The organism is Spongiibacter sp. C9W (assembly GCF_057370015.1).
Window position 1 is genome coordinate 1,947,240 of the sequence record NZ_CM170672.1, and the last position, 25,835, is coordinate 1,973,074.

At 54.6% G+C, this 25,835-nt stretch carries 24 protein-coding genes; 11 read left to right on the forward strand and 13 right to left on the reverse strand.

Annotated features, from left to right (window positions below):
* Positions 1 to 5 precede the first annotated feature (5 nt).
* Together AC2Q8J_RS09305 and AC2Q8J_RS09310 are read left to right on the forward strand one after the other, a co-directional pair.
* The gene (locus AC2Q8J_RS09305; RefSeq protein WP_486451128.1) at positions 6 to 1,028 is read left to right on the forward strand and encodes a hypothetical protein; all 1,023 of its coding nucleotides are present in this window, start codon (positions 6 to 8) and stop codon (positions 1,026 to 1,028) included.
* A 14-nt stretch (positions 1,029 to 1,042) separates the two neighbouring features.
* On the forward strand, positions 1,043 to 3,283 hold the full coding sequence (locus tag AC2Q8J_RS09310) for a PKD domain-containing protein (protein ID WP_486451129.1): 2,241 nt from the start codon (positions 1,043 to 1,045) through the stop codon (positions 3,281 to 3,283).
* Positions 3,284 to 3,383: 100 nt separating this feature from the next.
* Here AC2Q8J_RS09310 and AC2Q8J_RS09315 read toward each other — a convergent pair whose 3' ends face one another.
* Together AC2Q8J_RS09315 and glyA are read right to left on the reverse strand one after the other, a co-directional pair.
* Positions 3,384 to 3,959 (reverse strand): hypothetical protein, encoded by a 576-nt coding sequence (locus AC2Q8J_RS09315; protein WP_424146332.1) that lies wholly within the window; start codon positions 3,957 to 3,959, stop codon positions 3,384 to 3,386.
* 210 nt (positions 3,960 to 4,169) lie between these two features.
* Entirely contained in the window at positions 4,170 to 5,432 is a 1,263-nt protein-coding gene (gene glyA / locus AC2Q8J_RS09320; protein WP_486451130.1) for a serine hydroxymethyltransferase, read from the reverse strand.
* Positions 5,433 to 5,620: 188 nt separating this feature from the next.
* Between glyA and AC2Q8J_RS09325 the strand changes: the two genes are divergently transcribed.
* Entirely contained in the window at positions 5,621 to 6,025 is a 405-nt protein-coding gene (locus tag AC2Q8J_RS09325; RefSeq protein WP_486451131.1) for a gamma-butyrobetaine hydroxylase family protein, read from the forward strand.
* Between the two features lie 5 nt (positions 6,026 to 6,030).
* Here the strand turns inward: AC2Q8J_RS09325 and AC2Q8J_RS09330 are convergent, their stop codons facing one another.
* Entirely contained in the window at positions 6,031 to 6,273 is a 243-nt protein-coding gene (locus AC2Q8J_RS09330; protein ID WP_286695143.1) for a hypothetical protein, read from the reverse strand.
* A gap of 108 nt (positions 6,274 to 6,381) precedes the next feature.
* Entirely contained in the window at positions 6,382 to 7,767 is a 1,386-nt protein-coding gene (locus AC2Q8J_RS09335) for a PhoH family protein (RefSeq protein ID WP_027873200.1), read from the reverse strand.
* 223 nt (positions 7,768 to 7,990) lie between these two features.
* Between AC2Q8J_RS09335 and AC2Q8J_RS09340 the strand changes: the two genes are divergently transcribed.
* Positions 7,991 to 10,006 (forward strand): VacB/RNase II family 3'-5' exoribonuclease, encoded by a 2,016-nt coding sequence (locus AC2Q8J_RS09340; RefSeq protein WP_486451132.1) that lies wholly within the window; start codon positions 7,991 to 7,993, stop codon positions 10,004 to 10,006.
* A 22-nt stretch (positions 10,007 to 10,028) separates the two neighbouring features.
* Here AC2Q8J_RS09340 and asnS read toward each other — a convergent pair whose 3' ends face one another.
* Positions 10,029 to 11,423 (reverse strand): asparagine--tRNA ligase, encoded by a 1,395-nt coding sequence (gene asnS / locus AC2Q8J_RS09345; RefSeq protein WP_204994731.1) that lies wholly within the window; start codon positions 11,421 to 11,423, stop codon positions 10,029 to 10,031.
* Between the two features lie 132 nt (positions 11,424 to 11,555).
* On the opposite strand from asnS, the gene AC2Q8J_RS09350 reads away from it, so the two are divergent.
* The 3 genes from AC2Q8J_RS09350 (at position 11,556) to AC2Q8J_RS09360 (ending at position 13,860) form a co-directional block, all read left to right on the forward strand.
* Positions 11,556 to 12,290 carry a glycerophosphodiester phosphodiesterase family protein gene (locus AC2Q8J_RS09350; RefSeq protein ID WP_204994732.1) on the forward strand — a complete coding sequence of 245 codons (735 nt, stop codon included), beginning with the start codon at positions 11,556 to 11,558 and terminating at the stop codon, positions 12,288 to 12,290.
* Entirely contained in the window at positions 12,283 to 13,461 is a 1,179-nt protein-coding gene (locus AC2Q8J_RS09355; protein ID WP_286695147.1) for a glycerol-3-phosphate dehydrogenase/oxidase, read from the forward strand. The genes AC2Q8J_RS09350 and AC2Q8J_RS09355 overlap by 8 nt, the downstream gene beginning before the upstream one ends.
* 276 nt (positions 13,462 to 13,737) lie before the next feature.
* Complete coding sequence (locus AC2Q8J_RS09360) at positions 13,738 to 13,860, forward strand: hypothetical protein (protein WP_267878898.1); 123 nt, start codon at positions 13,738 to 13,740, stop codon at positions 13,858 to 13,860.
* Between the two features lie 340 nt (positions 13,861 to 14,200).
* Here the strand turns inward: AC2Q8J_RS09360 and AC2Q8J_RS09365 are convergent, their stop codons facing one another.
* On the reverse strand, positions 14,201 to 14,977 hold the full coding sequence (locus tag AC2Q8J_RS09365; RefSeq protein ID WP_486451133.1) for a methyltransferase domain-containing protein: 777 nt from the start codon (positions 14,975 to 14,977) through the stop codon (positions 14,201 to 14,203).
* Between the two features lie 248 nt (positions 14,978 to 15,225).
* Positions 15,226 to 15,426 carry a YdcH family protein gene (locus tag AC2Q8J_RS09370; protein ID WP_027873205.1) on the reverse strand — a complete coding sequence of 67 codons (201 nt, stop codon included), beginning with the start codon at positions 15,424 to 15,426 and terminating at the stop codon, positions 15,226 to 15,228.
* A gap of 214 nt (positions 15,427 to 15,640) precedes the next feature.
* On the opposite strand from AC2Q8J_RS09370, the gene AC2Q8J_RS09375 reads away from it, so the two are divergent.
* Positions 15,641 to 16,768, forward strand: coding sequence for a nitronate monooxygenase (locus tag AC2Q8J_RS09375; protein ID WP_486451134.1), 1,128 nt, complete (start codon positions 15,641 to 15,643; stop codon positions 16,766 to 16,768).
* Between the two features lie 36 nt (positions 16,769 to 16,804).
* On the opposite strand, the gene AC2Q8J_RS09380 is transcribed toward AC2Q8J_RS09375, so the two are convergent.
* The gene (locus tag AC2Q8J_RS09380) at positions 16,805 to 17,431 is read right to left on the reverse strand and encodes a riboflavin synthase subunit alpha (protein ID WP_486451135.1); all 627 of its coding nucleotides are present in this window, start codon (positions 17,429 to 17,431) and stop codon (positions 16,805 to 16,807) included.
* A gap of 96 nt (positions 17,432 to 17,527) precedes the next feature.
* On the opposite strand from AC2Q8J_RS09380, the gene AC2Q8J_RS09385 reads away from it, so the two are divergent.
* Both AC2Q8J_RS09385 and AC2Q8J_RS09390 read left to right on the forward strand, forming a co-directional pair.
* Positions 17,528 to 17,800, forward strand: coding sequence for a DUF1145 domain-containing protein (locus AC2Q8J_RS09385; protein WP_486451136.1), 273 nt, complete (start codon positions 17,528 to 17,530; stop codon positions 17,798 to 17,800).
* A gap of 75 nt (positions 17,801 to 17,875) precedes the next feature.
* The gene (locus tag AC2Q8J_RS09390; RefSeq protein WP_027873209.1) at positions 17,876 to 18,670 is read left to right on the forward strand and encodes a ParA family protein; all 795 of its coding nucleotides are present in this window, start codon (positions 17,876 to 17,878) and stop codon (positions 18,668 to 18,670) included.
* A gap of 8 nt (positions 18,671 to 18,678) precedes the next feature.
* Here the strand turns inward: AC2Q8J_RS09390 and AC2Q8J_RS09395 are convergent, their stop codons facing one another.
* The 5 genes from AC2Q8J_RS09395 to AC2Q8J_RS09415 all read right to left on the reverse strand — a co-directional run bounded on the left by AC2Q8J_RS09395 (position 18,679) and on the right by AC2Q8J_RS09415 (position 24,820).
* Positions 18,679 to 19,140 (reverse strand): LEA/WHy family protein, encoded by a 462-nt coding sequence (locus AC2Q8J_RS09395; RefSeq protein ID WP_027873210.1) that lies wholly within the window; start codon positions 19,138 to 19,140, stop codon positions 18,679 to 18,681.
* A gap of 60 nt (positions 19,141 to 19,200) precedes the next feature.
* On the reverse strand, positions 19,201 to 19,851 hold the full coding sequence (locus tag AC2Q8J_RS09400) for a YiaD family glycine zipper/OmpA-like lipoprotein (RefSeq protein WP_204995019.1): 651 nt from the start codon (positions 19,849 to 19,851) through the stop codon (positions 19,201 to 19,203).
* A gap of 157 nt (positions 19,852 to 20,008) precedes the next feature.
* A complete protein-coding gene (locus tag AC2Q8J_RS09405) occupies positions 20,009 to 22,741 on the reverse strand; it encodes a CehA/McbA family metallohydrolase (RefSeq protein WP_486451137.1) in 2,733 nt (910 codons plus the stop codon).
* Positions 22,742 to 22,776: 35 nt separating this feature from the next.
* Complete coding sequence (locus AC2Q8J_RS09410; RefSeq protein WP_204994739.1) at positions 22,777 to 23,910, reverse strand: alpha/beta hydrolase family protein; 1,134 nt, start codon at positions 23,908 to 23,910, stop codon at positions 22,777 to 22,779.
* Positions 23,911 to 24,046: 136 nt separating this feature from the next.
* On the reverse strand, positions 24,047 to 24,820 hold the full coding sequence (locus AC2Q8J_RS09415) for a ferredoxin--NADP reductase (RefSeq protein ID WP_486451138.1): 774 nt from the start codon (positions 24,818 to 24,820) through the stop codon (positions 24,047 to 24,049).
* A 120-nt stretch (positions 24,821 to 24,940) separates the two neighbouring features.
* Between AC2Q8J_RS09415 and AC2Q8J_RS09420 the strand changes: the two genes are divergently transcribed.
* The gene (locus AC2Q8J_RS09420) at positions 24,941 to 25,819 is read left to right on the forward strand and encodes a LysR family transcriptional regulator (protein ID WP_204994741.1); all 879 of its coding nucleotides are present in this window, start codon (positions 24,941 to 24,943) and stop codon (positions 25,817 to 25,819) included.
* Positions 25,820 to 25,835: the final 16 nt, after the last annotated feature.

The window sequence follows — 25,835 nt, forward strand, 5'->3', positions numbered from 1 at the left end:
GTGAGATGACGAGAAAGGCCTCGGCAATTGCACTGGCAGCCGCGATACTATCAAACGGTGCACTGGCGCAAGAGCAAGATCAACGAGCGAGCTTTGGCGACGACGCTAGCTATAACTATTTTGGCGGTGTCTCCGTCGGCTACAAGTATCAGGAGCTAGAGGCGGATACAATCCGCGACGCCTATGTGAAAACGGTCGGGCTCAATATTCTGCAGTTCGAATGGTTCCCCGAGCAGGCGACCTGGATGCAAAACGTTAGCTGGCTGGCGGCAGTGCGCCCCAAGCTGAGTTACGAAATGACACCCGGCGACAGCGCGGAACAAGATGAAATCGCCCAAGCCTCGGATTCGGAAAAAGAGGGATGGACACGCTTCGTTGCCGACCTCAGCATCGACCCATTCCAGCTCTTCGGCGGCGAGAAGACCAATCACCGCATCGATATTAATTACGACGTTCAGACGTTTTTGATTACGGTACAAGCGACACGTGATTATTTTTACGTAGAAGATAACGACGCCAAGCTGCTCACCGCCGGTGACAAAATTGACGTCAACACCACTTTTAAAGAAGCGGTAATCGGCTATAGCAACGAACCCTCACCAGGCCAAAGTTTTATGATGGGGCTATTCTCGGTGGACTATGAGAAGCCCGTTTCCAGCGATGTATCAACCCCCATAGAAGCCATTTACAAGGGCGAGTTTGAGGCTACCGGCCTGTACCTGGGTGGATCGCTGCGCTTCTTCGGAAACCTGGATGTCAGCCTGCGCTACGACTTCACCTTCGATGCGGAAGCGAATGTAGACGGCGGCAAATCGCTGACTCGTGACGAATTCGGTATCGAAGACAGTATTGAGTACGAGTCATATACCCTTAATGCTGTTTACGACCTAAGCAAAACACGAGTGAAGCTGCCAATGGAGCTGCGCTTCAACTACACCCAACGCCAGTTCGACGCATTTGTTGAGGGCTCCACATTAAACGACGACCGTATTTTCGGTGTGTCACTTGTCGGCAGCTTCACGCTATAAGAGGGGACATAGCCATGAAAAAATTCAACATCCTAGCATCAGCGGCTGTGGCTCTCGGACTCAGCCTTCAAGGCTGCGTGTTCGACGAATCGGGTACTGAATACAAAGAACCCAACGCCAACACCGAGCCCGTAATCAACCTCAATTACGATTCGCAACTGTCCCTGAATACCTACCTCACTTTTGAGGACGATAGCGCCGATATCGTCGTGAACTTTGGCTCACAGGAATTTCGCTTTCCCGATCGCTCGGAAATGCGCCTGAGAGGATTCGGCGACTTTGAAACGGATCGCGTCTGGAAGACCTCCGTCATCGAAGATTCGCGTGGTATCAAGACCCTGCGCTTGGGTTACTATGTCGTAACACCAAACAGCAACGACATCAGCGCGCCAATTTTTCACAACTTTGCCAAGGACAGTCGCGGCAACATCTACTTGACTGAAACCGCCGAACAGCTGAAGTCGGACTTGGGTGTAGCGCCCTTCAGACAGCCTCAACCCGCTCTCCTATTCCCCGCCAAAGTTGAAGTTGGCGACAGCTGGGTAGCCGGCCCCACCATCGTACCGCTGTTTTACAACTTCAGTTCAGGCACCGGCTGGACGGCGACCCTCATTGATGACAATGCGACAGCGCCGATCAGCGGTGAGCAGAACTGCATCGTTATCAAATACTACGGGGAGCGCTTTTCCTACTATCTGTATTTGAAAAATGGCCTCGGTGTTGTTGAGTGGACCAACTCTTGGGAAGAGGGCCAGGACGGCACGGTGGTACCTATCAACGGCTGGGCGCGCAGCAAAAATGGTGACGGTACCACAGCCATTGACTACACAAACTTCGGCTGGTCTTTCGATGACAGCAACCCCGTTGGTGCGGTGCTTTACTCCATTGGCCTGAAAGTCGTCGATGGCGAGGAAGCTAATGCGAATGGCGCCACAACTTCGCCGGTCAATGACTCTGGTTACGATTTCACCCGAGTGATCGAAACCAGCGCTCCAGCTTCAAGCACCTATCCCGCCCTGCTCGACCTGCGCCTTCCAGATGAGCGCGGGGAGGAAAGCATCGACTTTACCGAAAGCAAATGGGATAGCCTGGCAGGCAAATACTACCGGCCACTGGTTCGTATCAGCTTCAATGGCAAAACCTATTCAGCGGACCAAAGCAGCGGTAGCTTTGAGGTAGAAAAACTGTACAACCAACCCTTTGGCCCTGCTCGCCTGGCCTTCCTCGGCCGCGGCACACTGGTCAATGAAGCAGACGCTACGGACAGCATGGAATTTGTCGGCTTGCTGGAAGGCAACTACCTCAATGCTGGCCCTGATGGCCTGACCTCGGACTTTGCCATCTTCGGCCTAGGCCCAGACCGTCGCCTGCCTGCCGCCAAACCCGGCAGCACCTATCGCATTTACATTGGCTACGCGAACCTCAACGAGCCCTTGCGCGAGCTTTTGGAAATGGACCAGGCAAGCATTGATGAATTCAATTTGGATGAGTCCCAGCTGGGTTACACAAGCATCTGCTACGGCAATCGCACCAGCGAAGACGGCCCATGCGATAGTGGCAATGTTAGCTTTGAGATTGAAGTCCCCAATGTCGAAGGCGAGCTCGGCTTCCGCATTGGCGGCAGAAATAGCGCAGGCGAAATTCAATCTGCCAGTAAGCTGTTTTTCTTGCCCGTTAGCAAAGATGCTGGCAGTAAAGGAAAACTTACAGCGCGTCTGTTTGACCAATATAGCGATGTCATCCGCGGCTCACTCGATAACAACGGCGAGTTCAATACCGGTATTCTCAACGCACTATCGTCAATATCACCAAATAGCAACATCGTTAAATACAGCTATGACTTGGGTGATGGCACAGTCGTCGATGACGGCATCCCCTTGGGCAACCACACCTACAAGCAAGACGGCGAATATCAGATCAAGCTGACGGTTACCGACGATCAAGGCAATACCGCCACGGCGTCACGCAAGGTGGTTATCAGCAATACCGGCAAGTTGATTATTCGCAATATCGCCAACGACTTTAGCAGCGGCGCCTTCACTATCGGCATTGATAACATCGATGAACCCGATGGTTATTACGACTACTACAAATTCGTTATTCTCGACAAAGGCGAAGATGAAGTCTTTGAAGTACCGGGCGGCGTGAACTACGAAGTCGATATTATCGACAACGGAGAAGTCGTGTTCACTGATGAGAGATTTGTGAGCAACGCCGGAGAAGTAGTCGTTGAGGTTGATCTAGACCAAGACTAGTTAGCAATACTATTACAGCCACAAAAAAGCCCGCCAATGGCGGGCTTTTTTGTGCGCTTGAGGCCGCGGCGTCGGCGACACATAGCATTTACGCAACCTATTAGCGCGCCATTTCTTCGTTCAGCTCCTGCTGAGCTTGTGCGCCCTTAAATTGCTGCAAAAGCACTTCACGGGTATCTGGCTGCACCTGGCGCTCACTCGCGGCCAACATGTTATCAAACAGTGCCAGGGTTTTATCGCGCCCCATCGTCACCAGTACACAAAGGTTTTTCTTCCCGTCGATTTCAACAAACTCCACACGCTCTGCTCGAGTGCCGATCAACGTCTGTTGGGTAAGTTGCTTTGCCACCGACGAGAAGGTTGAGCCGCTGGATACACCACTGGACACATCCGTGCGCTCGCGAAATACCTTGTCCAATACGGCAACTTTCGTTTCGAGCTGCTGGGCTAAATCCGTCCGCGCATTGGCAACGGCAAGCTGGCGATCGATCGACATATTACTGGAATACGGCACACACTGAGCACTGGCAAAACCATCGTCAATGTAAGGGTTCATCACCCACTGGGGGAGTCCACCCGCACCTTGTTGTGACTGCTGCGTATCTGCTGCCTGCTCGGTGCTTGCACACGCCGTCATTAGCACGGCACAAGTCACACCTATTATTTTCTTCTTCATTAAGCACTCCAATATCCACGAGTAATACACATCGACACAGTCCAAATTAAGTGCCGACGTATTTCGAGTTCCTGCCCGACTGTTGCATCTCAGGCGCTTAACAAGCCGACCAATTCAAAGCAACACTCGAGATTCATTTTAGAGGGGAATGGAGAGAATTCACAGGCAAAAAAAAGCCGGGCAATGCCCGGCTCTTCAACCCATTTTACATTAAGCGTAAACAGGATAGCGCTTACAGACTTCAAGCACCTTCGCTTTCACTTCTTCAATTTTTGCGCTGGCATCACCAGACTCGAGCGCTTCCAATACATCGCACATCCAGTTGGCCAGATCGATACACTCTGCTTCTTTGAAGCCGCGAGTTGTCACTGCCGGCGTACCTACGCGCAGACCACTGGTGATGAACGGTGAACGTGGATCGTTAGGAACCGCGTTTTTGTTCACGGTGATGTTAGCTGCCCCTAGCGCTGCATCAGCGTCTTTGCCGGTGTAAGGCTTGCCGATCAGATCCACTAACATCAGGTGGTTCTCGGTACCGCCTGAAACAATATTGATACCGCGATCAATAAAGGTCTTGGCCATCGCTTTTGCATTGGCAACCACCTGCTTTTGGTAGTCGACGTACTCAGGGCTCATTGCCTCTTTAAAGCTCACCGCTTTAGCGGCAATCACATGCATCAGCGGACCACCCTGGCCACCTGGGAAAACGGCAGAGTTCAGCTTCTTCTCAATTTCTTCGTTGGCTTTTGCCAGGATCAAACCGCCACGCGGACCACGGAGGGTTTTGTGAGTCGTGGTGGTTACCACGTCGGCAAAAGGCATTGGGTTGGGGTAGATGCCCGCCGCGACCAGACCCGCCACGTGAGCCATATCAACCATCAGGTAGGCGCCCACTTTGTCGGCGATTTCACGGAATTTCGCCCAATCGACAATGCCCGAGTACGCGGAGAAGCCCGCCACAATCATTTTGGGCTTATGCTCTAGAGCCAAGGCCTCTACTTGTGCGTAATCGATTTCGCCCGTGTCGTTGTTCAGGCCATACTGCACAGCATGATAGGTTTTGCCAGAAAAGTTTGGCTTGGCGCCGTGGGTCAAGTGACCACCCGCATCCAGGCTCATACCCAGCACTGTCTCACCTGGCAGTACCAACGCTTGATATACTGCTGCATTTGCCTGTGAGCCCGAGTGAGGCTGAACATTTGCGTAGTCAGCACCAAACAATGCCTTGGCGCGCTCAATGGCCAGAGACTCGGCTTTATCTACATACTCACAACCGCCGTAGTAGCGCTTGCCAGGATAGCCCTCGGCGTATTTATTGGTCAGCGCCGTACCCTGAGCTTGCATTACGCGGGGGCTGGTGTAGTTCTCGGAAGCAATCAGCTCGATGTGCTCTTCCTGACGAACCTCTTCTTCCTGGATTGCAGACCAAATATCGTCGTCGAAACCAGCTATCGTCATCTCTTTGTTAAACATAGAACCCCCGCAAGGCAGATACAGGCTAAGAAAAGCCGCGCATTGTACAATAAACGCGCGCCGCCGGCACCGTTTTAGGCCGCCAACTTTGTTACGCAGAGCGGTAGCGACTTAGATTCTTCAAATTTGCACTCTACAGCGCGCCAACGCTCAGCTATGATGTCGCCTGAGAAACTGGAAATCCCCATATGAATCAAACAGATATGCCGCCCCAGCAAATTAAGCTACACAAGAAATCACGCCTGCTGGAGCTCCGCTACGCCGACGGCAGTCACTACCAGCTTAGCTGCGAATTTTTGCGTGTCTTCTCACCCTCGGCGGAGGTACGCGGCCACGGGCGCGGCCAGGAGGTATTGCAAACTGGCAAATTGAATGTGGAGATCCGCGATATTATTGCCGTCGGGAACTATGCGATTCAGCTGGTGTTCGATGACGGGCACGACAGCGGAATTTACTCTTGGCGCTACTTGCGAGAACTCGGCGAAAATCATCAAACCTTATGGGAAGGCTATCTCGCAGAGTTGCGGGCGGCAAATGCCAGCCGCGACCCAGATGAGCAAGTCGTCACACTCGTCGACCCAAGCAAAGACTAGCGAAATCAGTCTCTCAAGGAGATGGCCGGACGGAGATTAACGCCGCCATCTTCCTCCAGAATGCCAATGTTCATTCCTGTCGTATTTTCAACAACAACAACGGGCGGCTGAAAACGGGGACGACGAATAAACTTGATCTGCCAGCCAAAGTTTTCAATACGACGCAGTGACGTTCGCTGCAGCTCAGTAAGCAGCTCAGAAAGGTTGTGAGGCACAGGTTCCGCACCAACACGCTTTTCTTCAATCATGGCCGCACTCCCTCCAATTTAACGCCGAGTTTCATACCCCAACATTAATAAAGGCACAGTGCAGCGACTACCGCGGATTCACCCTATTGACAGACGGCGAGGCGAGCCCTACAAATTTTCTTCAGCAAACGCCGCTAACCTAGATCGTTCTATGCCATTTACATGCATCACCCCGGCGTGGGCGAAGTGCTTACTTTTCTCGACTAAGTAAGTTAGCCCGGAAGTAAGCGGCGAAATATATTTGTTGTCGATTTGCGCCAGGTTTCCCAGCACCACGATCTTCGAGTTAACCCCCACCCGAGTGATAATCGACTTAAGCTGAAACTGGGTTAAGCCCTGCGCCTCATCGATGACAATATAGGCGTTGTTGAAAGAGCGACCGCGCATAAAGTTTAGTGACTTAAACTGTATATTGGCCTTGTCTTTAACATACTCGATGCTGCTGTAGGGCGACTCATCCCCCCCGTGTAACACCTCGAGGTTGTCATCAAAGGCGGCCAACCACGGCGCCATTTTTTCTTCCTCGGTGCCAGGCAAGAAGCCGATATCTTCGGCAATTGGCGGCGTCGATCGCGCCACAATCAACTTATCATAACGCTTTTCTTCAAGTATCGCGTGCAAGCCATAGGCCAGTGCGATTAGGGTTTTACCCGAGCCCGCTGGACCGGTGAGCACGGTCATATCAATATCCGCCTGGGCAATGAGAAAAAATGCCATCGCCTGTTCCATGTTACGCGGCGTGAGGCCCCACAGGCTTTGGTGCATTAACTGCTCAGGGCACAGATCCAATAACTCAACCCGGTCATCATCTACCGCTCTCACCAAACCGGCAAAGCCGCTGTCATCGTAGATGAACTGGTTGATATGCACATGGGGAAGCACCGACCTGCTTAAAACATGCAGGGTTTGCGGCCCCTCCCGCAGGGTTTCCACACTGTCGACCTGGTCCCAGAATCGCCCGGCCAGGTGTTCATAGCCCTTCGCCATATACTGGATATCATCCAGCACCCGATCCCGCCGGTAGTCCTCAACATTTTCCAGCCCTGACCCCTTGGCCTTCAAACGCATGTTGATGTCTTTGGTTACCAAACAAACGTAGGCCTTTGGGTTTTTCACCTGTAAGTGCAAGGCAACGTTAATAATACGGTTGTCGTTCGCCTGCTGTTGGCTGCCATCCAGGTAGGGAGCCTCGGTATCGTGACTGATTAGTTGATCGGGAAAGATCGCCAGGGAGCCCGCAGCCTCGCCTTCACGCGCCGCCGGGATCGGCACCCCCTCCTGAATCTGCTTGGGGCTGGCTTTGAATAGAATTTTATCAATCGCATTGATCGCAATGCGCGCCTCACGGCTTACGTCCTTGTCACGCCGGTCCTTAATGTGATCAAGCTCTTCGAGCACCGTCATCGGCACGACCACACGGTGCTCATGGAAAGCACTCAGGGCCATCGGGTCATGCAATAGAACATTGGTATCCAGAACAAAGATTTTTTCCATCAGGGGCTCTCTACTGGCTGCAAGAAACAAATCGGACCGTTGCTCAGTTGCGCGACGAGCAACGTGGTGAGGATGTTTTGAGGAAGAGAAGACGGCGGCATGGCTGCCCCCGCATAGCGGCTACCAAGCCTACAACTGATGGCCCATCGGGCCTTGTCGGAATGGGGCAAACGGCTGCTCCAAGAAGGACATGCTGTCTTGAATATTAAAAGCTACCGCGGTGATGTCAACTAAATCTGGTGCCCAATGCGCCCATAACCTCGGCGAGCAAGACGCGGCGGAGGTTTTCCGCTACCCTATCGCCCCTTTCTCAGACCGAAAGCCAAGGTATCTCAACACCATGCTCGACCAAAACGCCCTGCAACAGCTAAAGCAGCTGAAAACCGACATCATTGAAAGTAAGGATCAGGGCGAAGGCGAGGTACGCGGCAGCCAGCGCCGCTTCGGCTTTGTGCGCCTGGATGATGGTCGAGATGTGTTTCTCCCCCCCGACGAGATGCTGCGCGTATTTCCCGGCGACCGGGTACAGGTCAATGTGTTGACCGATGACAAGGGCAAGTTTAAGGGCGAGCTGGAGAAACTGGTCAATAGCCCTCTGACAAGTTTTACAGGCCGATACATCGTTCGTGGGCAAGGGCACTTTGTGGAGCCCGACCTGCCCCGCTTTAATAAACTGCTCTTCATCCCGCCTTCTGAGCGCAAAAAAGCGCAACCGGGGGATTACCTGCACTGCAAAGTCCATCGCCACCCCTGGAAAGATGGCAAATCTCAAGTAAAAGTGCTGAGTAAAATCGGCAGCCCCGAAGACGCTGGTGTAGAGGGCAAGTATACCCTGTGCAAATTTGAGCTGCCTTTTGGGTGGCCCGCCGAGGAAGAGCTCATCGACAGCCGCGCAGACCAACGTGAGGACCTGCGCGACACACCCTTTGTAACAATTGATTCTGCCAGCACGCGAGATATCGACGATGCGATCTACGCAGAGGCCAACGACGCCGGCTGGACGCTGCAAGTCGCGGTAGCCGACCCCGGCGCTTACATTGAAGCAGGCAGCGAATTGGATCGCGCCGCCCAGCAGCGCGCAAGTACGGTCTATCTACCAGGGTGTACTCAGCCCATGCTGCCCGAGCGCATCAGCCAAGACCTCTGCTCACTGGCAGAAGATGTTGAGCGCGCCGCCCTGGTTTGTAGCATGCAAATTAGCCAAAGCGGCGAAATCAAAGATATTGCTTTCTCAGAAGCCCTGATTCGCTCCCGCGCAAAACTTAGCTATGACGACGTCGCCTCCCACTTGGCAGGGGGCCCTCAACTGCCTCACGCCAGCATTGAGGCGCTACATCAAGCCTGCGGGGCGTTGCGCAAGTGGCGTGAAGAAAATGCCCTGATCATGCCTGAGCAAGCAGATTTTCACTATGACTTGGACGAGCAGGGTCGCATCACTGCCATCGTCCGCCAGGATCGCAATGACGCCCACCGCTTGGTAGAAGAATGCATGCTCGCCGCCAACCGCAGCGCCGCATTATGGCTGCGCGAAAAGCGCGGCACCGACCGTGCTTTATACAATGGTCACGCCGGATTCAGAGAAGAACGCCTCGAGAGTATCGGCAAGCTGGTCGACCACGCCCTGCCAGAATATAGCGACGCGCCGGTTCAGGAACTCGACGGCTACCGGCGAGTATTGAGCGCCGCGTCTAAGGCAGATAGCCCACTGCCGCTGCGCAGCATTATGGCTCGCATGCTTCAGCCGGGGGAGCTCAGCGCCGAACCACGCCCACATTTTGGCCTGGGCTTCGATTGCTACAGCACCTTCACCTCGCCGCTGCGTAAATACAACGACTTGGTTGTGCAGCGCTGCATTCGCGCCTGCCTGGACAACACCAGCGGCGGCGACTTGAGCGACGATGCCATTGCTCAACTGCAAGAAACGCTGCGCAATGTGCGCCAAGCCAGCCGGCAAATGGAACAATGGCTACAGTACCAGTATCTGGCCAAACAGCCCTCGGAGCAGACCTACGCGGGCCACATTGCCCACCTCAATGGCGGCGGCTTTACCGTCGAGCTCCACGATAGCGGTATCAGCGGCTTCGTTGAGGCTCGATCGATTCCGGAAAAGCTCAGTTTCGACGCCGACACCCTGCGCCTTTATAACGATCAGCAAAACTATCAACTGGAGCAGGCAGTTACGGTGAAAGTGGCCGAGATCGACCCCTTCCAGCGCAAGTTACTGTTCACACTCGTCTGAGCACCAGCGCGAGTGACGCCCCTTAAAACTCCGCGTGCCTCGGTACGCGGGGGAAGGGAATCGCATCGCGGATATTGTCCATGCCGGTGATGTAATTCAACAGCCGCTCAAAACCCAGGCCGAAGCCAGCGTGAGGCACGGTACCGTAGCGGCGCAGGTCACGATACCACTCCAACCCTTCCAACTGTTGATCCTTCATGCGTTGATCGAGAACATCCAGGCGCTCCTCACGCTGGCTGCCGCCGATAATTTCACCAATGCCCGGTGCCAGTACATCCATGGCAGCTACCGTTCTGCCATCGTCATTCAGGCGCATGTAAAACGCTTTAATATCTTTTGGGTAGTTACTGACGATTAGCGGCCCACCCACATGTTGCTCACAAAGATAGCGCTCGTGCTCGGATTGCAGGTCTCGCCCCCATTCCACCGGGTAGTCAAAAGAGGCCTTCGCTGATGTGAGTATTTTCACCGCCTCGGTGTAATCCATGCGCGCAAACTCACGCTCAGACACCGCCTGCAAGCGCGACAGCACCGTGTCGTCGATATACTGATTAAAGAAGGCCAAGTCGTCTTCGCAGTGCTCCAGCACCTGCTTAATCAGGTAGCGCAAAAAATCTTCTGCCAAGGCGGCATCGTCGTCAAGGTTAGCAAAGGCCACCTCCGGCTCAACCATCCAAAACTCAGCCAGGTGCCGGCTGGTATTTGAGTTTTCCGCGCGAAAGGTCGGCCCAAAGGTATATACCTTGCTCATCGCCAGGCAGTACGCCTCGGCATTCAGCTGCCCCGATACGGTAAGAAATGCCTCCCGGCCAAAGAAGTCCTGGCTGAAGTCGACGGCGCCGTGGTCATCGCGAGGCAGGTTTTGCAAATCAAGCGTGCTGACACGAAACATTTCTCCGGCGCCCTCACAGTCGCTGGCCGTGATCAGCGGCGTATTAATCCACTGAAAGTCGCGCTCAAAGAAGTAGCGGTGCACCGCATTGGCCAGCACCGTGCGCACACGCGTGATCGCGCCAAAGGTATTGGTACGTGGGCGCAGGTGCGCCACCCCACGCAGGTATTCAAAACTGTGACGCTTTTTGGCGATAGGGTAAGTGTCGGGGTCGTCGACCCAGCCGTAGACCTCGATCTCCTCCGCCTGAATTTCCACGCTCTGTCCTTTACCCTGAGAGGCGACTAGCGTACCGACAACGCGCAGCGAACAGCCGGCCGTTAAGCGCTGCACATCCGACTGGTAATTAGCCAACTCGCCCGGCGCCACCACCTGCAAGGCGTGCTGGGTCGAGCCGTCGTTCACCGCCAAGAAAGAGAAGCCACCCTTGGAGTCACGACGACTGCGCAACCACCCCTTTATCTCGACCGTTGCACCCAGCTCTACGCTACCACTAAGTAGCTTTTTAACCGACGTTCCCAGCATATCCCTCCCCTGAACGCGTCATAACCGCGCAATTTCTCAAGCAATAAAGCAAATAGTTGGCTATTGTGCATCAACCATCTTTTTCCTGTAAGACGTAACAGCTAAAGTTGCCCCCTTGGCAGGAAAAACCCTATGCAGATCGAAAATTTTGTCGCCCACCGTGGCTGGCGACAGCATTTCCCAGAAAACACCTTGCTGGCACTGCGCGAAGCGGCTCGCGTGGGCGCGGTTAAGCTCGAGCTAGATGTGCAGCTCAGTGCTGACGGTACACCGTTTATCTTCCACGACCCAGCGTTAACACGTTTGTGCCAACAACCCGGCATGATCTGGGACTATACGGCGGCCGAACTTGCAACGATGTCAGCCTACGAGCCCGAGCGCTTTGGAGACCAGTTCAGAGGCACGCCGCTCAGCCCCCTCCAGGCGGTGACCGGTTTACTCGACGACTACCCGTCGGTAGATATTTATGTCGAGCTGAAAGGGGAAAGTCTCGCCCAGTTTGGCGCAAACGCCATGGTCAGTGCGGTCACGCAAGCCCTACAGGGCTACCAACACCGCTGCGTGCTCATCAGCTTTGAGCTCGACGCCCTGCTGGTTGCCAAGAACAACGGCTGGCAGCGGTGCGGCGCGGTTTTCGACTACTGGCCGGACTGGCAGCTGGCGTCGCTGGCTGAATTGACGCCTGAAATCGTGTTTATGGACCGCAACTGCGTCCCCGTAGAGACCGATCTGCGCACCCTGCCGCTACCGCTGCTGATCTATGAGGTAGGCAGCGCCCTGGAGGCCCGCGACTGGTTCGAACGCGGAGCCGCCGGAATAGAAAGTTTTAATATTGGCGAAGTATTACAGGAGCTCCACCTTGTCTAACGATATCCACACCGAAGTTGCCATCATTGGCGGCGGCGTTCAGGGCGCAGGCATTGCCCAAGCCGCAGCGGCAGCGGGCTACGACAGCTGTATTTTCGAGCGCGCAACCTGGGCGGCAGGCACCTCTCAGCGCTCAAGCAAATTAATTCATGGCGGTCTGCGCTATCTGGAAACGGCGCAATTCTCCCTGGTGTTCCACAGCCTGCGCGAACGCGCCCAGCTGCTGCGCAACGCGCCAGAGCTTGTTCGCCCGGTACCCTTTTATATTCCTATTTATAAAAATACCTCGCGCCGCCCCTGGCAAATTCGCGCCGGCTTAACGCTCTACTACTTGTTGAGTGGCGGTGGCCCACTGGGGCATTTCCGCAAATTGAAGAAAGAAGAGTGGCACAACCTTGATGGTCTGGATACCAACGGCCTGCAGGCGGTATTCCAGTACTGGGACGGTCAAACCGACGACCGGCTGCTAACCGAGGCTGTTGTCGACTCCGCCGCGCAACTGGGCGCGCAAACTTTCACGGGCTGGGAGCTGTTAGAAGCCAAAAAGAACGAAGATGGCTATTCGCTGACCTTCAACACGGCTGACGGTGAGCGCCGCTGCCATTGCAAAAGCCTGGTTAATGCCACCGGCCCTTGGGTAAATCAAACGTCGCAGCGCATCGAAAACGCAGCGATGACCGAGGAGATCGAACTTGTGCGCGGCAGCCATATTGTGGTCGATAAACGCCTCGGGCGCGGCGTCTACTACATGGAGGCTCCCAGCGACCGGCGCGCCGTTTTTGCCATGCCCTGGGGCGAGCATACACTGGTTGGCACCACCGAGATCATTCACCGCGATGGCCCAGATAATATCGCGCCAAGCAACGATGAAATCACCTACCTTCAAGATACGCTCAGCCACTTTTTCCCGGGTGAGAAACCCGCGCTTATCGACGCATGGGCAGGGCTGCGCGTTCTACCGCGCTCGGATGACAGTGCCAACAAACGCCTGCGCGACACATTCCTAATGTGTGACGACGAAAATAGCCCGAAAATTCTGTCGGTATACGGCGGCAAGCTCACCGCCTATCGTCACACGGCAGAGCGAGTGCTCGGGCTGCTGAGCAAACGCTTAGGCCCCCGGACACCGCGAGCAGATACCCGGCGCACGCCCCTCGCTCCCCGGCAGTAAATTGCTTGCATGGGAAGCGGTAACACCGCCGTTTCCCATCTATTACAGCAATTTAACCCCCGCGACATGATGGCAGGGGCTTAAACAAATGATGAACTTTTGCTTAGAATTCATTTAACACACTGATTTTATTGAAATTATCTAGCATTCATAAGCTTAATTTTCGCCACCTTAGGCCACACACACGACGCCGACTCCCCTCCTCCCTGTAACCCCTGTTAAGCCGCTTTCTCCCTATACTGACCCTGTCATCAAGACATTCACAGGAGAAACAACATGGCTCATACATTGACTATCAACGAGATCAACAAAGCAGAAGTGGTAACGGATATCGCAGCCCGTCTTGCACTGGCCAGCATCATTGCCGCCGGCTTTATTGCCAGCATCGTTGCACTGTAAAAACCACAGCAGCAAAACCGAGAGGATCACACTATGAAAGCGATCACTGCAACTGAAATGAACAATGCAGAAATTTATGCTGACATCACTGCTCGCGTGAGCTTTATCAGCATTGTCGCAGCGGGGCTTATTGCCTGTTTAATCGCGCTGTAAACGCTAGCTACTGCAGGCATACCACCTCCAACGCCGGCAGCTGAGTACAAACCGTCGCCAGTCCATCATCATCGCGACGAAATGCCGCCCGCCACATCGGCGGGCAGTCAATTCCCCGCCACACCTTAACGCCCCTACCAGAACGTAACACCCACGCATTCTCAGGTGCCGCAGTTCGAATTGCCAACTAGACCGCCCCGCTCTTGTGGCGGCACAACAAGTGAACATAACGCCCCAAGGCCCAAAACGGCTCCTGAGCACCGTACTGCCAGTCGATTTCAAGCATGTCGTCAACGCTGCGCTCGCGGCGTAATTGTCTGGACATTAGGTCATGGCTAATGCGAACCCCTCGGCGCGATACCACCTCAAGGCCCACCGCGGAAAGCGCCGCCTCAACATCCTGCGGCCGGCGGGGCGATGGCGGCGTTAAACCTCCGGGGTGTCCGGCAAAATCCTCGTCACGCAGTTTGTATAAATTGCCCTTAATCATATTACCCAATACCAATGCATTGAGGTTATAGAACATCAGCGACAGGTGGCCACCCTCTTTTATACCTGCAGCGAGGTGGCGTAGCACTTGCTCCATATCTGCCACCCACTCCAGCACGGCATGACAGATCACCAACTGAAACTGCCCCTGAGCGGCCATACCTTGAATAGGCGCATGGGACAACGACAACTGCCCTGAGCGGCAGTATGAAGATAGACGCTCCCCTGCCAGATCGAGCATCTCCTGTGAAATATCATTGAGCTCAAGCGGGTGCCCCTGCTCGAGAAAGACCTCGGCCATTTGCCCTAATCCACCGCCGGCGTCCCAAATGCTTACCGGCTCACCACCAAAAAGCGCTGGTAGCTTTTCCTCGAGCTCTCGGCGGCAAATTGCCAGGCGAAGTTGGCCTTTCGGATTGCCATAGATATTGCGCTGAAAGCGTTGGGCAATTCCGTCAAAGTTTCGGTCGGACATTGGGCTAGCGTCAATGCAGAAAATGAGGCGGGCAGTGTAGAAGGTGATCGCCGCGACGGCAATTAAGGAGTATACGCCAGAAACCAAAAAGCCGGCGCAAGCGCCGGCTTTCTGAAAATTCGACTTCCACTGTCGCATCCAATCCGTTGAATGCCTTAGTCTTCCTGACGACTGCTATTAGAGCAGGCTCGACGTTGGGTCAACAGGCGTTATCACCAGCCCGTGTTGTGAGATATATCTCACAAACACTAGGCGTCAATATCGGGAATCATCTCGCTGTGCAGGCGTTCGATCGTGTCTTTAATACGTAGTTTTTCTTTTTTTAGGCGCTGCAATAGCAACTGATTTTGCCAAGGGTTCGACGCCAACAACGAAATTTCTTCGTCTAAGGCGCGATGCCGGCGCTTGAGCAGCAATAGACGCGCACCTGCAGAAAGGCAATTATCCATAGTACGGTCATTTTCCAGGGTTGGATCGAAGCCCTTATTGTTACCCCCCCGGCCATGCGAAAACAAGCGTCATCAGGGCAAGCCACTGATCTTTTTCGTCACTGGGCAATGATAACTTACGCCATTGTTGCCCCCCACGGCCTTGGCAATACTGTAGCGCGTATTCATCGAACGGCACGCCAGCGGGTGTTGCCCTGATTCAGAGGCTTAGGTAATGCAAACCGAACTATGTAAAAAACTGGGTATCGAGTACCCAATCTTCGCATTCACTCACTGCCGTGACGTGGTGGTGGCCGTAAGTAAAGCCGGCGGTATCGGTGTACTTGGCGCGGTTGGCTTTTCGCCCGAAGAACTAAAAGAAGAACTTGACTGGATCGACGCCCACATTGGTGACCTGCCCTACGGCGTGGACATCGTTATTCCGCAAAAATATGAAGGCATGGGCGATATGAGCCCCGAAGAGCTGGAAAAGCAGCTCTGGGATATGGTGCCCGAGGAACACGTGGAGTTCGCACAGAAGCTGTTGGCCGACCACGGCGTTCCCGAGTGGCCAGACGGTAGCAAGGGTATGGGCCTGCTTGGCTGGACAGAAGCCACAGCCACTCCACTGCTCAAAGAAGCCCTCACACGCCCTAAGTGTAAACTGATCGCGAACGCCCTCGGCACACCACCGGCTGACAAGGTCAAAATGATTCAAGACAGCGGCCGCCTGGTTGGCGCACTGTGCGGCAAAGTTAAGCAGGTAAAAGCTCACCGCGAAGCGGGTCTGGACTTTATCGTTGCCCAGGGCGGCGAAGGTGGCGGCCACACTGGTGATGTTGGCTCTATCGTATTCTGGCCACAGGCCGTAAAAGCGGCGGGCGAAATTCCCGTACTGGCTGCTGGCGGCATTGGTAGCGGCGAACAAATGCTGGCGGCGATGGCAATGGGCTGCGCTGGTGCATGGAGCGGCTCACTGTGGCTGACCGTTGAAGAGGCGCATGCCGAACCTGCACAGAAAGAGTCATTGCTAAAAGCAACCAGTGAAGACACTGTGCGCTCACGCTCCTGGACCGGAAAGCCCTGCCGAATGCTCAAGAATGATTGGACCGATGCGTGGTCGACCCCCGGCAACCCTGAGCCGCTGGGCATGCCGCTGCAAGGCTTGGTTACCGGCGACGGCATTCGTCGCACCGCCAAATATGCCGCAGTGGGCGAATGTCAAAAAGTTGCCTTCAACCCGGTAGGACAGGTCGTCGGGCAAATCAACGAGGTCGAGTCCACCCGCAATGTGGTGTTCCGCCTGATCAACGAGTACGTCGACGCGCTGGATCGCATCAATAGCTTGATGCCAGACGCGTAAAAGCCCCGAAACAACGGCGCCTTCAAGGCGCCGTTTTTACTCCCGGTTTACGCCCTGCTCTGCCAACACCCTTTCCACCGTGTCGACAATAACCTGGGTCTGACGATCCACCTCGATATTCACTTCGCTGCCCACCACCAGTGCACTTAAATTAGTACTGCGAAGCGTTTCCGGAATCAAACAGACGGAAAAAATACCGCGCTCTTTATCCACGCTCGCCACGGTCAGGCTGCAACCGTGCAAGCCAATAAAGCCCTTGTGAAACACATATTTACACAAGGCCTCGGGCAACTGGAAAAACAAACTCACATTGTTTTCAGAACGCTGCACCTCACAGACTTTGGCCCGTCCATCAATATGGCCGGAAATCAGATGACCGCCGATTTCCGCCCCCTGCTTAGCGGAACGCTCAACATTGACGCTGTCACCCATTTTTAGCTGCCCCAGCGTGGTGAGCGACAGCGTTTCCTGCATCGCGTCAAAGTGCACTGTCGGCCCATCAATGCGAGTGACCGTCATACATACGCCATCTAGCGCAATACTGGCACCAATGCTCAGTTCATCTTGCAGAGACTCGGGCAGATCCACAGCCAGGCGTCGCAAACCCGGCTCATCGATCAAACCACACAGGGGGAAGGCGCCCTGAACAATGCCTGTATACATCCATCAACTCCTGGCTAGTGATTGCAGCAATACTACGAATATCGCATTATGCGTGGCCAACAATTATCCGCAAAGTAATAACAACAAGAGGTGCCCATGGGACTCCGTATAATGAACATTGCCACACTGGTATTTTGGCTGGCTTTCGTGATCAACTTTTTCCAACCCTTGGCTGGCGACAGCAGCCACTGGATCAATTGGGTCGGCTACGGCCTTTTAGCCGCTCACTTCTGTGAATGCCTCATCTTCCGCAAAGAGTTGCACCGCGATTACTCCAACAACCTGGCGCTGGGTTACATCACCGTGCTGCTACTTGGCCTAGGCCGAACGTCGGCGTGGCTGAATGAGCGTAAATCTACCGCAGTCTAAGTCATCAGCCATAGCCCACAACCCGCGGAACTGCTAGCATTATCCACTTCGAACAATGTGCAATAGGGCGAGTCAATGAAGCGGGTTATCTTTAACCAAAAAGGTGGCGTGGGCAAAACAAGTATCAGCTGCAACCTGGCAGCTATCAGCGCCTGGAAAGGCTTTAAAACCCTGCTGATCGACTTGGACATCCAAGGCAACAGCAGCGAGTACCTCGTCGGTGAACAGTTTCGCGACCTCGACGACAATGCCGCCAGCTTTTTTAAGCAAAAGCTGGCTCTTTTTGGCAAGAGCAAAGACGCGGGTGACTGCGTATACGAAACCGAATTCGACAATCTCTACTTGATGCCGTCAAGCCCCGAGTTAGCCGTGATCGAGCGCGAACTCGAGAGCCGACACAAAATCTACAAACTCCGCGATGCCCTGCGCGAGCTGGAAAAAGAATATGAGCATATCTATATCGATACGCCACCCGCATTGAATTTTTACAGCCGCTCAGCCCTGATTGCCGCCGACAGCCTGGTCATCCCCTTTGACTGCGATAGCTTTTCGCAGGGCGCACTGATGGGCTTACTGGAAACCGTGGAGGAGATTCGCGAAGACCACAACCCCGGGCTGCATTTAGAAGGTATTGTGGTCAATCAGTTTCAGGCCCAGGCGAGCTTGCCCGCTCAGTTGGTAGACAGTCTGCGCGCTAACGAGCTGCCTGTTTTCGAACAATACCTGAGCAGCTCTGTAAAAATGAAGGAATCGCGCAACCGACAATTGCCGCTTGTGCACCTTGCCCCCTCCCACAAACTCACGCAGCAGTTGATTGCACTGCACGACAGCTTGAGCGACAGCGGCAGCAAGGCCGCACGCCGGGCATAGCACTGCAACTAAGGCGTTGCTCGGCCATTGATACCGACAACGCCCTTCTTGACGACCGTCATATCCCCCAGGCCAAAGTTGCCCACATCTGCACTCAACTTGAGCTCATAATCCAGGTCGGCACCAACGTTACTCAGCAAATTGCGCAGTAAGCCAATGCCACTGAGCAGGTTAATACCCACTGGCACCTCAATATTGCTCTGGCCATTCGCTGGCACCCGCACTTCTTCATTAAAGCTGCCCGATGCCAGCTTGCTGCCAGCCAGGTGCATTTCATAACGCAGCCGTCCCAAATTCAGCTCAAAGCCATTTGGGTTATCCAGCTGCAAGCCCACCAGCAATTGCTGCTGAAGGCCGTTGGACGCACCAACATTAATGCGGGTTATCGCCACTTCTGGCTTGGTAATAGGGCTAAAACTTGCACAGGCACTCAACAGCAGCGCAATGGCAGCAACAAAGAATTTATTCACGGAATTTGCCTTGAAAAGAGAAGGGACGCCGAGCGGCGCCCCAAGCAGAAGAGTAGTGACTTATTGCTGCATGGGCAGCAGTTCAATCTCTACACGCCGGTTTTGAGCACGCCCGGAGGCTGTGCTGTTGTCCGCAATTGGGTCGCGAGGACCATAACCTGTTGCGCGAATACGGCTCGACGCAACACCTTGGTTCATAAAGTAACGCGCGACGCTGCCTGCACGCTGTTCTGACAGTGTCTGGTTAGTCTGAAAACTACCGGTCGAATCTGTGTAACCGTTCACTTGCATCAGCGTTTTATCAAACTCTTTAGCGACTAACGCGACGCTGTCCAATACGCTGGTGAAGCCACTCATGATGACGGAACTACCGGTATCAAAGGTGATATTGCCCGGCATAATCAATTTGATGGTATCGCCCACACGCTGCACGCCAACGCCAGTGCCTTCCAGGCGGGCACGAAGTTTGGCTTCCTGGCGGTCCATGTAATAACCGTAGCCACCACCCGCAGCAGCGCCGGCTGCAGCGCCGATCAACGCACCTTTTTTACGGTCTTTCTTACTGGATACTGCCGCCCCCAGTACCGCACCCCCTAGTGCACCCCAGCCGGCACCCTTAGCGGTATTACTGGCCTTTTCTTCCCCTGTGTACGGGTCGATGCTACACGCAGTGACAAATAGCGCGACGGTGATACATGCAACGAGGCGCATGGACTTCTGAATACGGATCATATTTCCCCCTAACACTTTGGTATGTCTGTTTTTGCTACAGACTCTGACTCGATAATGGCACAAGCTTTCCAATAAAAAAGGGCCACTATTCACATCCAGTATTATTACTGTGGCTTATGACAATTAAATAGTAGTCCTAGTTCAGCGGTGCGCGCCACTTTCCATCTCGATTGGCATCAAAGTAAATGGGGTTACTCAGCGCCAGCGGATGCAAACCGGGGTACAGCTGGCGGTAACGGTCACCCGCAGGCCCGCTTACCTCAACCACTACCCAGGCATCCTCCTCGACCACCAGCTCGATTACTTTGTGGTCGTTAGCCCGGCATGGCAGCTGACGATATATGCGACCGTTTACCCAGATTGTCATCTGCTCCAGCTCGACCCAGGGCGCCGAGCGCAGCTGCACATGTAGCTCTGCCCTACGCCCCGCGAAGGTATCGCCAATACCCGCTTGTTGGTCACCCTCTCGCAGGGTGAGCGCCATGAACGGGCCGGTCGTCATAAAGCTGCGCCCCTCTGACAGCGCCTCCACCAGCGCTGCCTCGCTGATGGGCAAGCCGCCGGACTCCGGCAGATAAATATAATTTCTTGGGATCGCAGCGTGCTGACGACGACCATGGGAGTCGCTATTTCCCGTCGCACCGCGTCGGGCGCCCTGGTTCAGCAGCGAGAACCAGTCGTCACGCACTGCCTCATACACCGCAAACTCACTGCCGTTGAGCACTTCCAACAAGTCAAAATCAATATCGCGGGCACCGCTGGCCGGGGCCACCTTCAACAGGCTGTTATTGTTCTCACTATTCAAGGGCAGTGCAGGATCGTACTCTTTCCCGACAGAAAGGTGCTCGAAAAACGCCAAGTCAGTGTCTAGCGGAGCGACAGCCCGTGGATGGTTTAGCTGAAACAGTGCGCCTGGGTCACGACGCTTAACATCGGCAATCAATTCGCGCAGCGCCCTACCTTCAATTTTGGGAATGCCCCCAGCGTATTGCTCCGGCCGCGCCTGCAGGGGAAATGCATTACTGTGGCCGATTGTGAACGGCGCCTCGGCGGTGTGCGCCATACCCGTGAACTCACTGCCTACTACAAGCTGCAGCACCCCGTTCAAGCCCATCGCCGCCACCGCATTGCGACCATCGACAATGCGATTGTGCTCTGAAGCGACCAGAAGTTCGGCGCCCTGCGCGGCAAAGCTGCGCAGACGCTCTTGCAGGGGCAGCACGGAATCAAAGCTGGCGCCACTGTGAACGTGTAAGTCAGCGCTTCGCCAGTCTTCGCTATACCACGCCCGCTGGGGCGGCCGAATAGGCAATTCACTGCGCTGCCCGGCGACAACGGTCAGCAGGTATTCTTCGATGTCATATTCAATTCCGCGCCCCACCAGCACGCGGTAGTGCCCCTCGGGCAGAGAAATATGCTCGGGGTCAGAGGGAACGCCGGCAAGGTCAATGCGATTCCCCTGGTCTTCATTGCGCAGGGCAATCCCCCCTTCAGAAAACGCCAGTAAGTCGTCGCCAAACTCGGGGTCGGCCGTGCCATCCACGCCGAAAAAATACAAACTCATGGCAACATTGCGAGGCAAACTGAGTTCACCATTTTGGGTAAACACCCAACGTCCCGAGTCATTGCGGCTATCCACCACCGAAAGCTCTCTCGCTTTGCGCTGCCCCCAGGGGGTCACTGCGCTAACCCTGACGCGCTGGGCACGATCGGGCAGGCGCACGCGAAAACTACCATCGGCATTAGGGCGCACCTGCGTTACGGCTCTTTCATGCCGGTCCCACACCGAAAAGGACACCGCTTGGTGGCTGCTATAGCCGCGCAGCTCGGGACCCCGATAGATCTGGTCGGTGACCGATGCCACGTCGCTGCGCTTGCCTACCACCACATTAAAATTGGCGAGCAAGCGCTCCTTTTTGTCGATATCCATAAATCGATTCTGCAACATCGACAACCAGTTCAGGCGCTCACTTTGCATCCACAACGGGCGCGTCATCCAGCCGTGCATGCTGTAATCGGGAAACACTGCCAGGAACGTAGGCAGCGAGCGTCGCGTGCCACTGGCAGTAATCAGCTCAGCAGACTCAAGCTGGACGCCATAGCTGACCCCGGCCTCATAGGCGTCGCTGCCAACCAGAATATTCCAGTCTGCGGGCATGAGACCATTGATCAACGAAGCGGTGTCGTGGCGATCTATCTGCTTTTGTGCAAAGCCCAATGTCGCCTCTGGTGCATAGCTCGAATAGCTAAAGGGCGACAGCGCCCGCTGCGAGTAGAGAGTAAACAAACCGCTCAAACGCAGTGCCGGCCCCTCGGCGTAGCGGCTTATCTCTACCTGCACGTTCAGTGTTTGACTGTCTTCCTCAAGACGGTAGCGAACAATCTGACGCAAGCCATCGCGCTGGCCCAGGGTAACGATTTCGGCACCACCATCACGAATTTCGGCGTGAATGCGCTGCACGGGAATCGCGGTGTCTTTGCTCAAACCCGTCAGGAAATTGGCGTAGCTCCACTGGTCATCGTCCCGGTCACAGTAACCGAGATCGACCAAGCTGCCACCACCGCTAACGATGCCCGCATCGTGTTCTACATCACTTATCGCCGCGCAAAGTACACCGTTACTCAGCCACCAATCACCCACGCCGGCAATCGCATCGGGCCCACCGCGGGGATAGCTATCCATCTTAGCCAGCTGCATTTGCTCGGCCCGCAACAGTGACGATACCGCCTCCGGCTCGGCATCCACATCAGGTAAAAATTCCAGCGGCGGACGAACTAACGATTGCGCCAACACCGCAGAGGTTAGTCCGCAGAAACATACGGCGAGCAAGGCTCGCGCGCGGCAAAAAAAGCGAGGGGGACGAGTCATTAAATATCCTTTTTCATGAAAGGCCCCAATATGAGTTATGGCAGCTGTACGCTGACATCTGTTTGCTCGGCCGGCAGTTGCTCACCAAGAAAACGCTTAGCAGCCACACGCTGCTGCTGGCCTAAAGCGAAATGTGATTCTAAGAATGCATAAATCGCCAGGGTATTTAGCCAGTGCTGACGAATCGGGTTCATCGCCGTCGGCAGCGGCATCTGCGTACACAGCTTGGGCTGCTCAGCAAAAATTAAGCCCTCTTCCAGGCTGCCTAATTCGTGACTCCAATCATCGTCTTCGGTTTTTTCTAAGCCTTGATTGACTTGTCGGCAGCCTAAACTGTCCGGGTTGTCCATCCACCGCAGGGCACGAGCCAAACTGGCAAAGCCAGTGTGCGAAGCGCCATCAATGGTAACCAGTGTCGCACCGGGCACCCTCTGGGGAATATCGGCGGCATTATCCTGATAGCTGATCATCGGGTCTATGGGCGAGGCTACCATCATAAAAGGCAGTGGTCGGCTCTGGAAAAAAGCAGGGCCAAACATGTAGCTGGGGCCGGCAATCGATACCGCCGCACTGACACGGGGGTCGTGCAAACGCGGATGAAAGGCGACCATTGTCGATGTCATGCCGCCCAGCGACAATCCAATAGCGGCAATACGCGAGTCGTCAATATGCTGGTAGAACTGGTTGCCCTGCTCGGCATTCCAGCTTAGGAATTGGTCAATCAGGAAGCTGATATCTCCGGGCTGATTTACCACGTCTTTTACCAATGGGCCGCCAGGGGCATTAAAATTGGTAAGCGGGTAGTCCATTGCCGCCACAATATAACCGTGGCTGGCCAAATGCTCGGCCAAATAACGGCCGCCGGTTCGATCCGACATAAAGCCGTGGCTATATATCACCAGCGGTGCGCGACCATGCAGCACCTCGGGCAGCCATATACGCGTTTTCAGCTCGCGCTCATCGCTACCGGAAAAATCGCCGTTCGCCTGCATGGGCCGCGTGTCGTCTACAAGCGTGACATCAAAAAATGTCACTTCTTGGGGGCCGGCTTGCAACCACTGCGCCGACGCCGAATCAGCCGCCAGAGGTTCAGGCTTTTTAGTAAAGACAAATACGGCGGCAGCCGCCCCGACGAGCACCAAGAGTGCCAAAAGAATTTTCTTTAACATATGCGGCTATCTTAAGAGAAACAGAAAGCCGTAACTTAACAAGAGCCGCGCCGCGACTCCACATTCGCCATCAATATCGGGATAAAAAAGCAGCCAGAGGCAACTTTTTTATCCCGCGACCACGCCTCACCCAGCCTCAGTGTTCAACAAATGCCCGCTCAATCACGTAGTGCCCGTAGTCGCCCGCGCGCGTTTCGCGAAATCCCAGGCTGTCGAGCAACTGCGTACTCTCCTTTAGCATGGCCGGGCTGCCGCACAACATGAAGCGATCATGTTCGGGATTCAGGGCCGGCAAACCCACATCGGACATGAGTTTTCCGCAGCGTATTAAGTCTGTTAAGCGGCCATTGTTGCGATACGCCTCTCGGGTTACCGTTGAGTAATACAACAGCTTTTCGCGCACCAGGTCGCCAAAGTACTCGTTGCCGGGCAGCTCTTCACAAATCAGCTTTTGGTAAGCCAGCTCGCTCTGGTAACGAACGCCGTGGGTTAAAATCACCTTATCGTACTGCTCGTAGAGCTCCGGGTCTTTAATCAGACTCATGAAGGGCGCTAAACCGGTTCCCGTAGAGAGCAGGTATAAGTTGCGCCCGGGCAACAGATTGTCTGCTATCAATGTTCCGGTCGGTTTACGGCTCACCAGCACCTCGTCGCCCACGCGTATTTTTTGCAATTGCGACGTCAGCGGCCCATCGGGAACCTTAATACTGAAAAACTCCAGCTCGTCTTCGTAGTTAGCACTCACCAGGCTGTAGGCACGCATCAGCGGGCGTCCGGCCTGCGGTAAACCGATCATTGTGAAGTGACCGTTTTTATATCTGAATGAGGGGTCACGGCTGGTTTTAAAGCTGAACAGCGTATCATTCCAATGGTGCACGCTCGTTACTCGCTCAGAACTTATCGTCTTCATTGCTCACCTCGTTGATACTGTGCTACTTGGCTGCTGCCACTGAATTTGCAGTTACTGTACGTCGCGGCTAACATATCGGTAAAACAACTTATTTGAATTTAAATAATCGGATCAATTGATATGCATTACACACTTCGCCAGCTAGAAGTCTTTCTCGCGGCCGCCCATACCGAGAACATCACTCGCGCCGCCCAACAGCTATCAATGTCCCAGTCCGCCGCGTCCAGCGCACTAAAAGATCTGGAGAAACAGTTTTCTATTCAATTGTTTGACCGCGTCGGTAAACGACTGCAAATCAATGAGTTAGGCCGCGCCCTCAGGCCGCAAGCAGAATCTTTACTCGACCAGGCACAGGCCTTAGAACACGCCTTTAAACAGCATGACTGCATTGGTGAAATTAAAATTGGCGCTACGCTGACCATTGGTAATTACCTTGCCGTGGACATCATGGCGGAGTTCATTCAACGCCACCCCAGCGCGAGCGTGCAGCTGCATGTCGCCAACACCGAGGCCATCGGCCAACAGGTACTCAGTTTTAATTTGGATATGGGGCTGATTGAAGGAGAGTTCCAACACCCCGACTTGGAGGTAACGCCCTGGCGAGAGGACGAGCTGCAAGTGTTCTGCAGCCCGCTGCACCCACTTGCCAAGAAAAGCTCACTGACGGACGACGACCTTGTAAAGGCTCAGTGGATACTGCGCGAGCCGGGTTCGGGTACACGCCAAGCGTTTGATCGCGCCATGCACGATCTGCTGCCAAACATGACAATTGGCCTGGAGCTGCAACATACAGAAGCGATCAAACGCGCGGTCGAGAACGGCCTGGGCATCGGCTGCCTGTCACGCGTCTCACTGGAAGCGGCCATAGATAGCGGCCGCATCATCGCTCTCCCCACGCCGAGCCGGGACCTGCGACGCAACTTCTACTTCATTTTGCACCGCCAAAAATACCGCAGCGAGGGGATCATTCGCTGGCTCGAGCTATGCCAAAACAGTTAGGGCCTGTTAACAGGCC

Excerpts from the sequence above, each read along its gene's own strand:
- AC2Q8J_RS09305 (WP_486451128.1), top strand. The coding sequence starts at position 6 with ATGACGAGAAAGGCCTCGGCAATTGCACTGGCAGCCGCGATACTATCA.
- AC2Q8J_RS09310 (WP_486451129.1), top strand. The coding sequence starts at position 1,043 with ATGAAAAAATTCAACATCCTAGCATCAGCGGCTGTGGCTCTCGGACTC.
- AC2Q8J_RS09315 (WP_424146332.1), bottom strand. The coding sequence starts at position 3,959 with ATGAAGAAGAAAATAATAGGTGTGACTTGTGCCGTGCTAATGACGGCG.
- glyA (WP_486451130.1), bottom strand. The coding sequence starts at position 5,432 with ATGTTTAACAAAGAGATGACGATAGCTGGTTTCGACGACGATATTTGG.
- AC2Q8J_RS09325 (WP_486451131.1), top strand. The coding sequence starts at position 5,621 with ATGAATCAAACAGATATGCCGCCCCAGCAAATTAAGCTACACAAGAAA.
- AC2Q8J_RS09330 (WP_286695143.1), bottom strand. The coding sequence starts at position 6,273 with ATGATTGAAGAAAAGCGTGTTGGTGCGGAACCTGTGCCTCACAACCTT.
- AC2Q8J_RS09335 (WP_027873200.1), bottom strand. The coding sequence starts at position 7,767 with ATGGAAAAAATCTTTGTTCTGGATACCAATGTTCTATTGCATGACCCG.
- AC2Q8J_RS09340 (WP_486451132.1), top strand. The coding sequence starts at position 7,991 with ATGTCAACTAAATCTGGTGCCCAATGCGCCCATAACCTCGGCGAGCAA.
- asnS (WP_204994731.1), bottom strand. The coding sequence starts at position 11,423 with ATGCTGGGAACGTCGGTTAAAAAGCTACTTAGTGGTAGCGTAGAGCTG.
- AC2Q8J_RS09350 (WP_204994732.1), top strand. The coding sequence starts at position 11,556 with ATGCAGATCGAAAATTTTGTCGCCCACCGTGGCTGGCGACAGCATTTC.
- AC2Q8J_RS09360 (WP_267878898.1), top strand. The coding sequence starts at position 13,738 with ATGGCTCATACATTGACTATCAACGAGATCAACAAAGCAGAAGTGGTA.
- AC2Q8J_RS09365 (WP_486451133.1), bottom strand. The coding sequence starts at position 14,977 with ATGTCCGACCGAAACTTTGACGGAATTGCCCAACGCTTTCAGCGCAAT.
- AC2Q8J_RS09370 (WP_027873205.1), bottom strand. The coding sequence starts at position 15,426 with ATGGATAATTGCCTTTCTGCAGGTGCGCGTCTATTGCTGCTCAAGCGC.
- AC2Q8J_RS09375 (WP_486451134.1), top strand. The coding sequence starts at position 15,641 with ATGCAAACCGAACTATGTAAAAAACTGGGTATCGAGTACCCAATCTTC.
- AC2Q8J_RS09380 (WP_486451135.1), bottom strand. The coding sequence starts at position 17,431 with ATGTATACAGGCATTGTTCAGGGCGCCTTCCCCCTGTGTGGTTTGATC.
- AC2Q8J_RS09385 (WP_486451136.1), top strand. The coding sequence starts at position 17,528 with ATGGGACTCCGTATAATGAACATTGCCACACTGGTATTTTGGCTGGCT.
- AC2Q8J_RS09390 (WP_027873209.1), top strand. The coding sequence starts at position 17,876 with ATGAAGCGGGTTATCTTTAACCAAAAAGGTGGCGTGGGCAAAACAAGT.
- AC2Q8J_RS09400 (WP_204995019.1), bottom strand. The coding sequence starts at position 19,851 with ATGCGCCTCGTTGCATGTATCACCGTCGCGCTATTTGTCACTGCGTGT.
- AC2Q8J_RS09405 (WP_486451137.1), bottom strand. The coding sequence starts at position 22,741 with ATGACTCGTCCCCCTCGCTTTTTTTGCCGCGCGCGAGCCTTGCTCGCC.
- AC2Q8J_RS09410 (WP_204994739.1), bottom strand. The coding sequence starts at position 23,910 with ATGTTAAAGAAAATTCTTTTGGCACTCTTGGTGCTCGTCGGGGCGGCT.
- AC2Q8J_RS09415 (WP_486451138.1), bottom strand. The coding sequence starts at position 24,820 with ATGAAGACGATAAGTTCTGAGCGAGTAACGAGCGTGCACCATTGGAAT.
- AC2Q8J_RS09420 (WP_204994741.1), top strand. The coding sequence starts at position 24,941 with ATGCATTACACACTTCGCCAGCTAGAAGTCTTTCTCGCGGCCGCCCAT.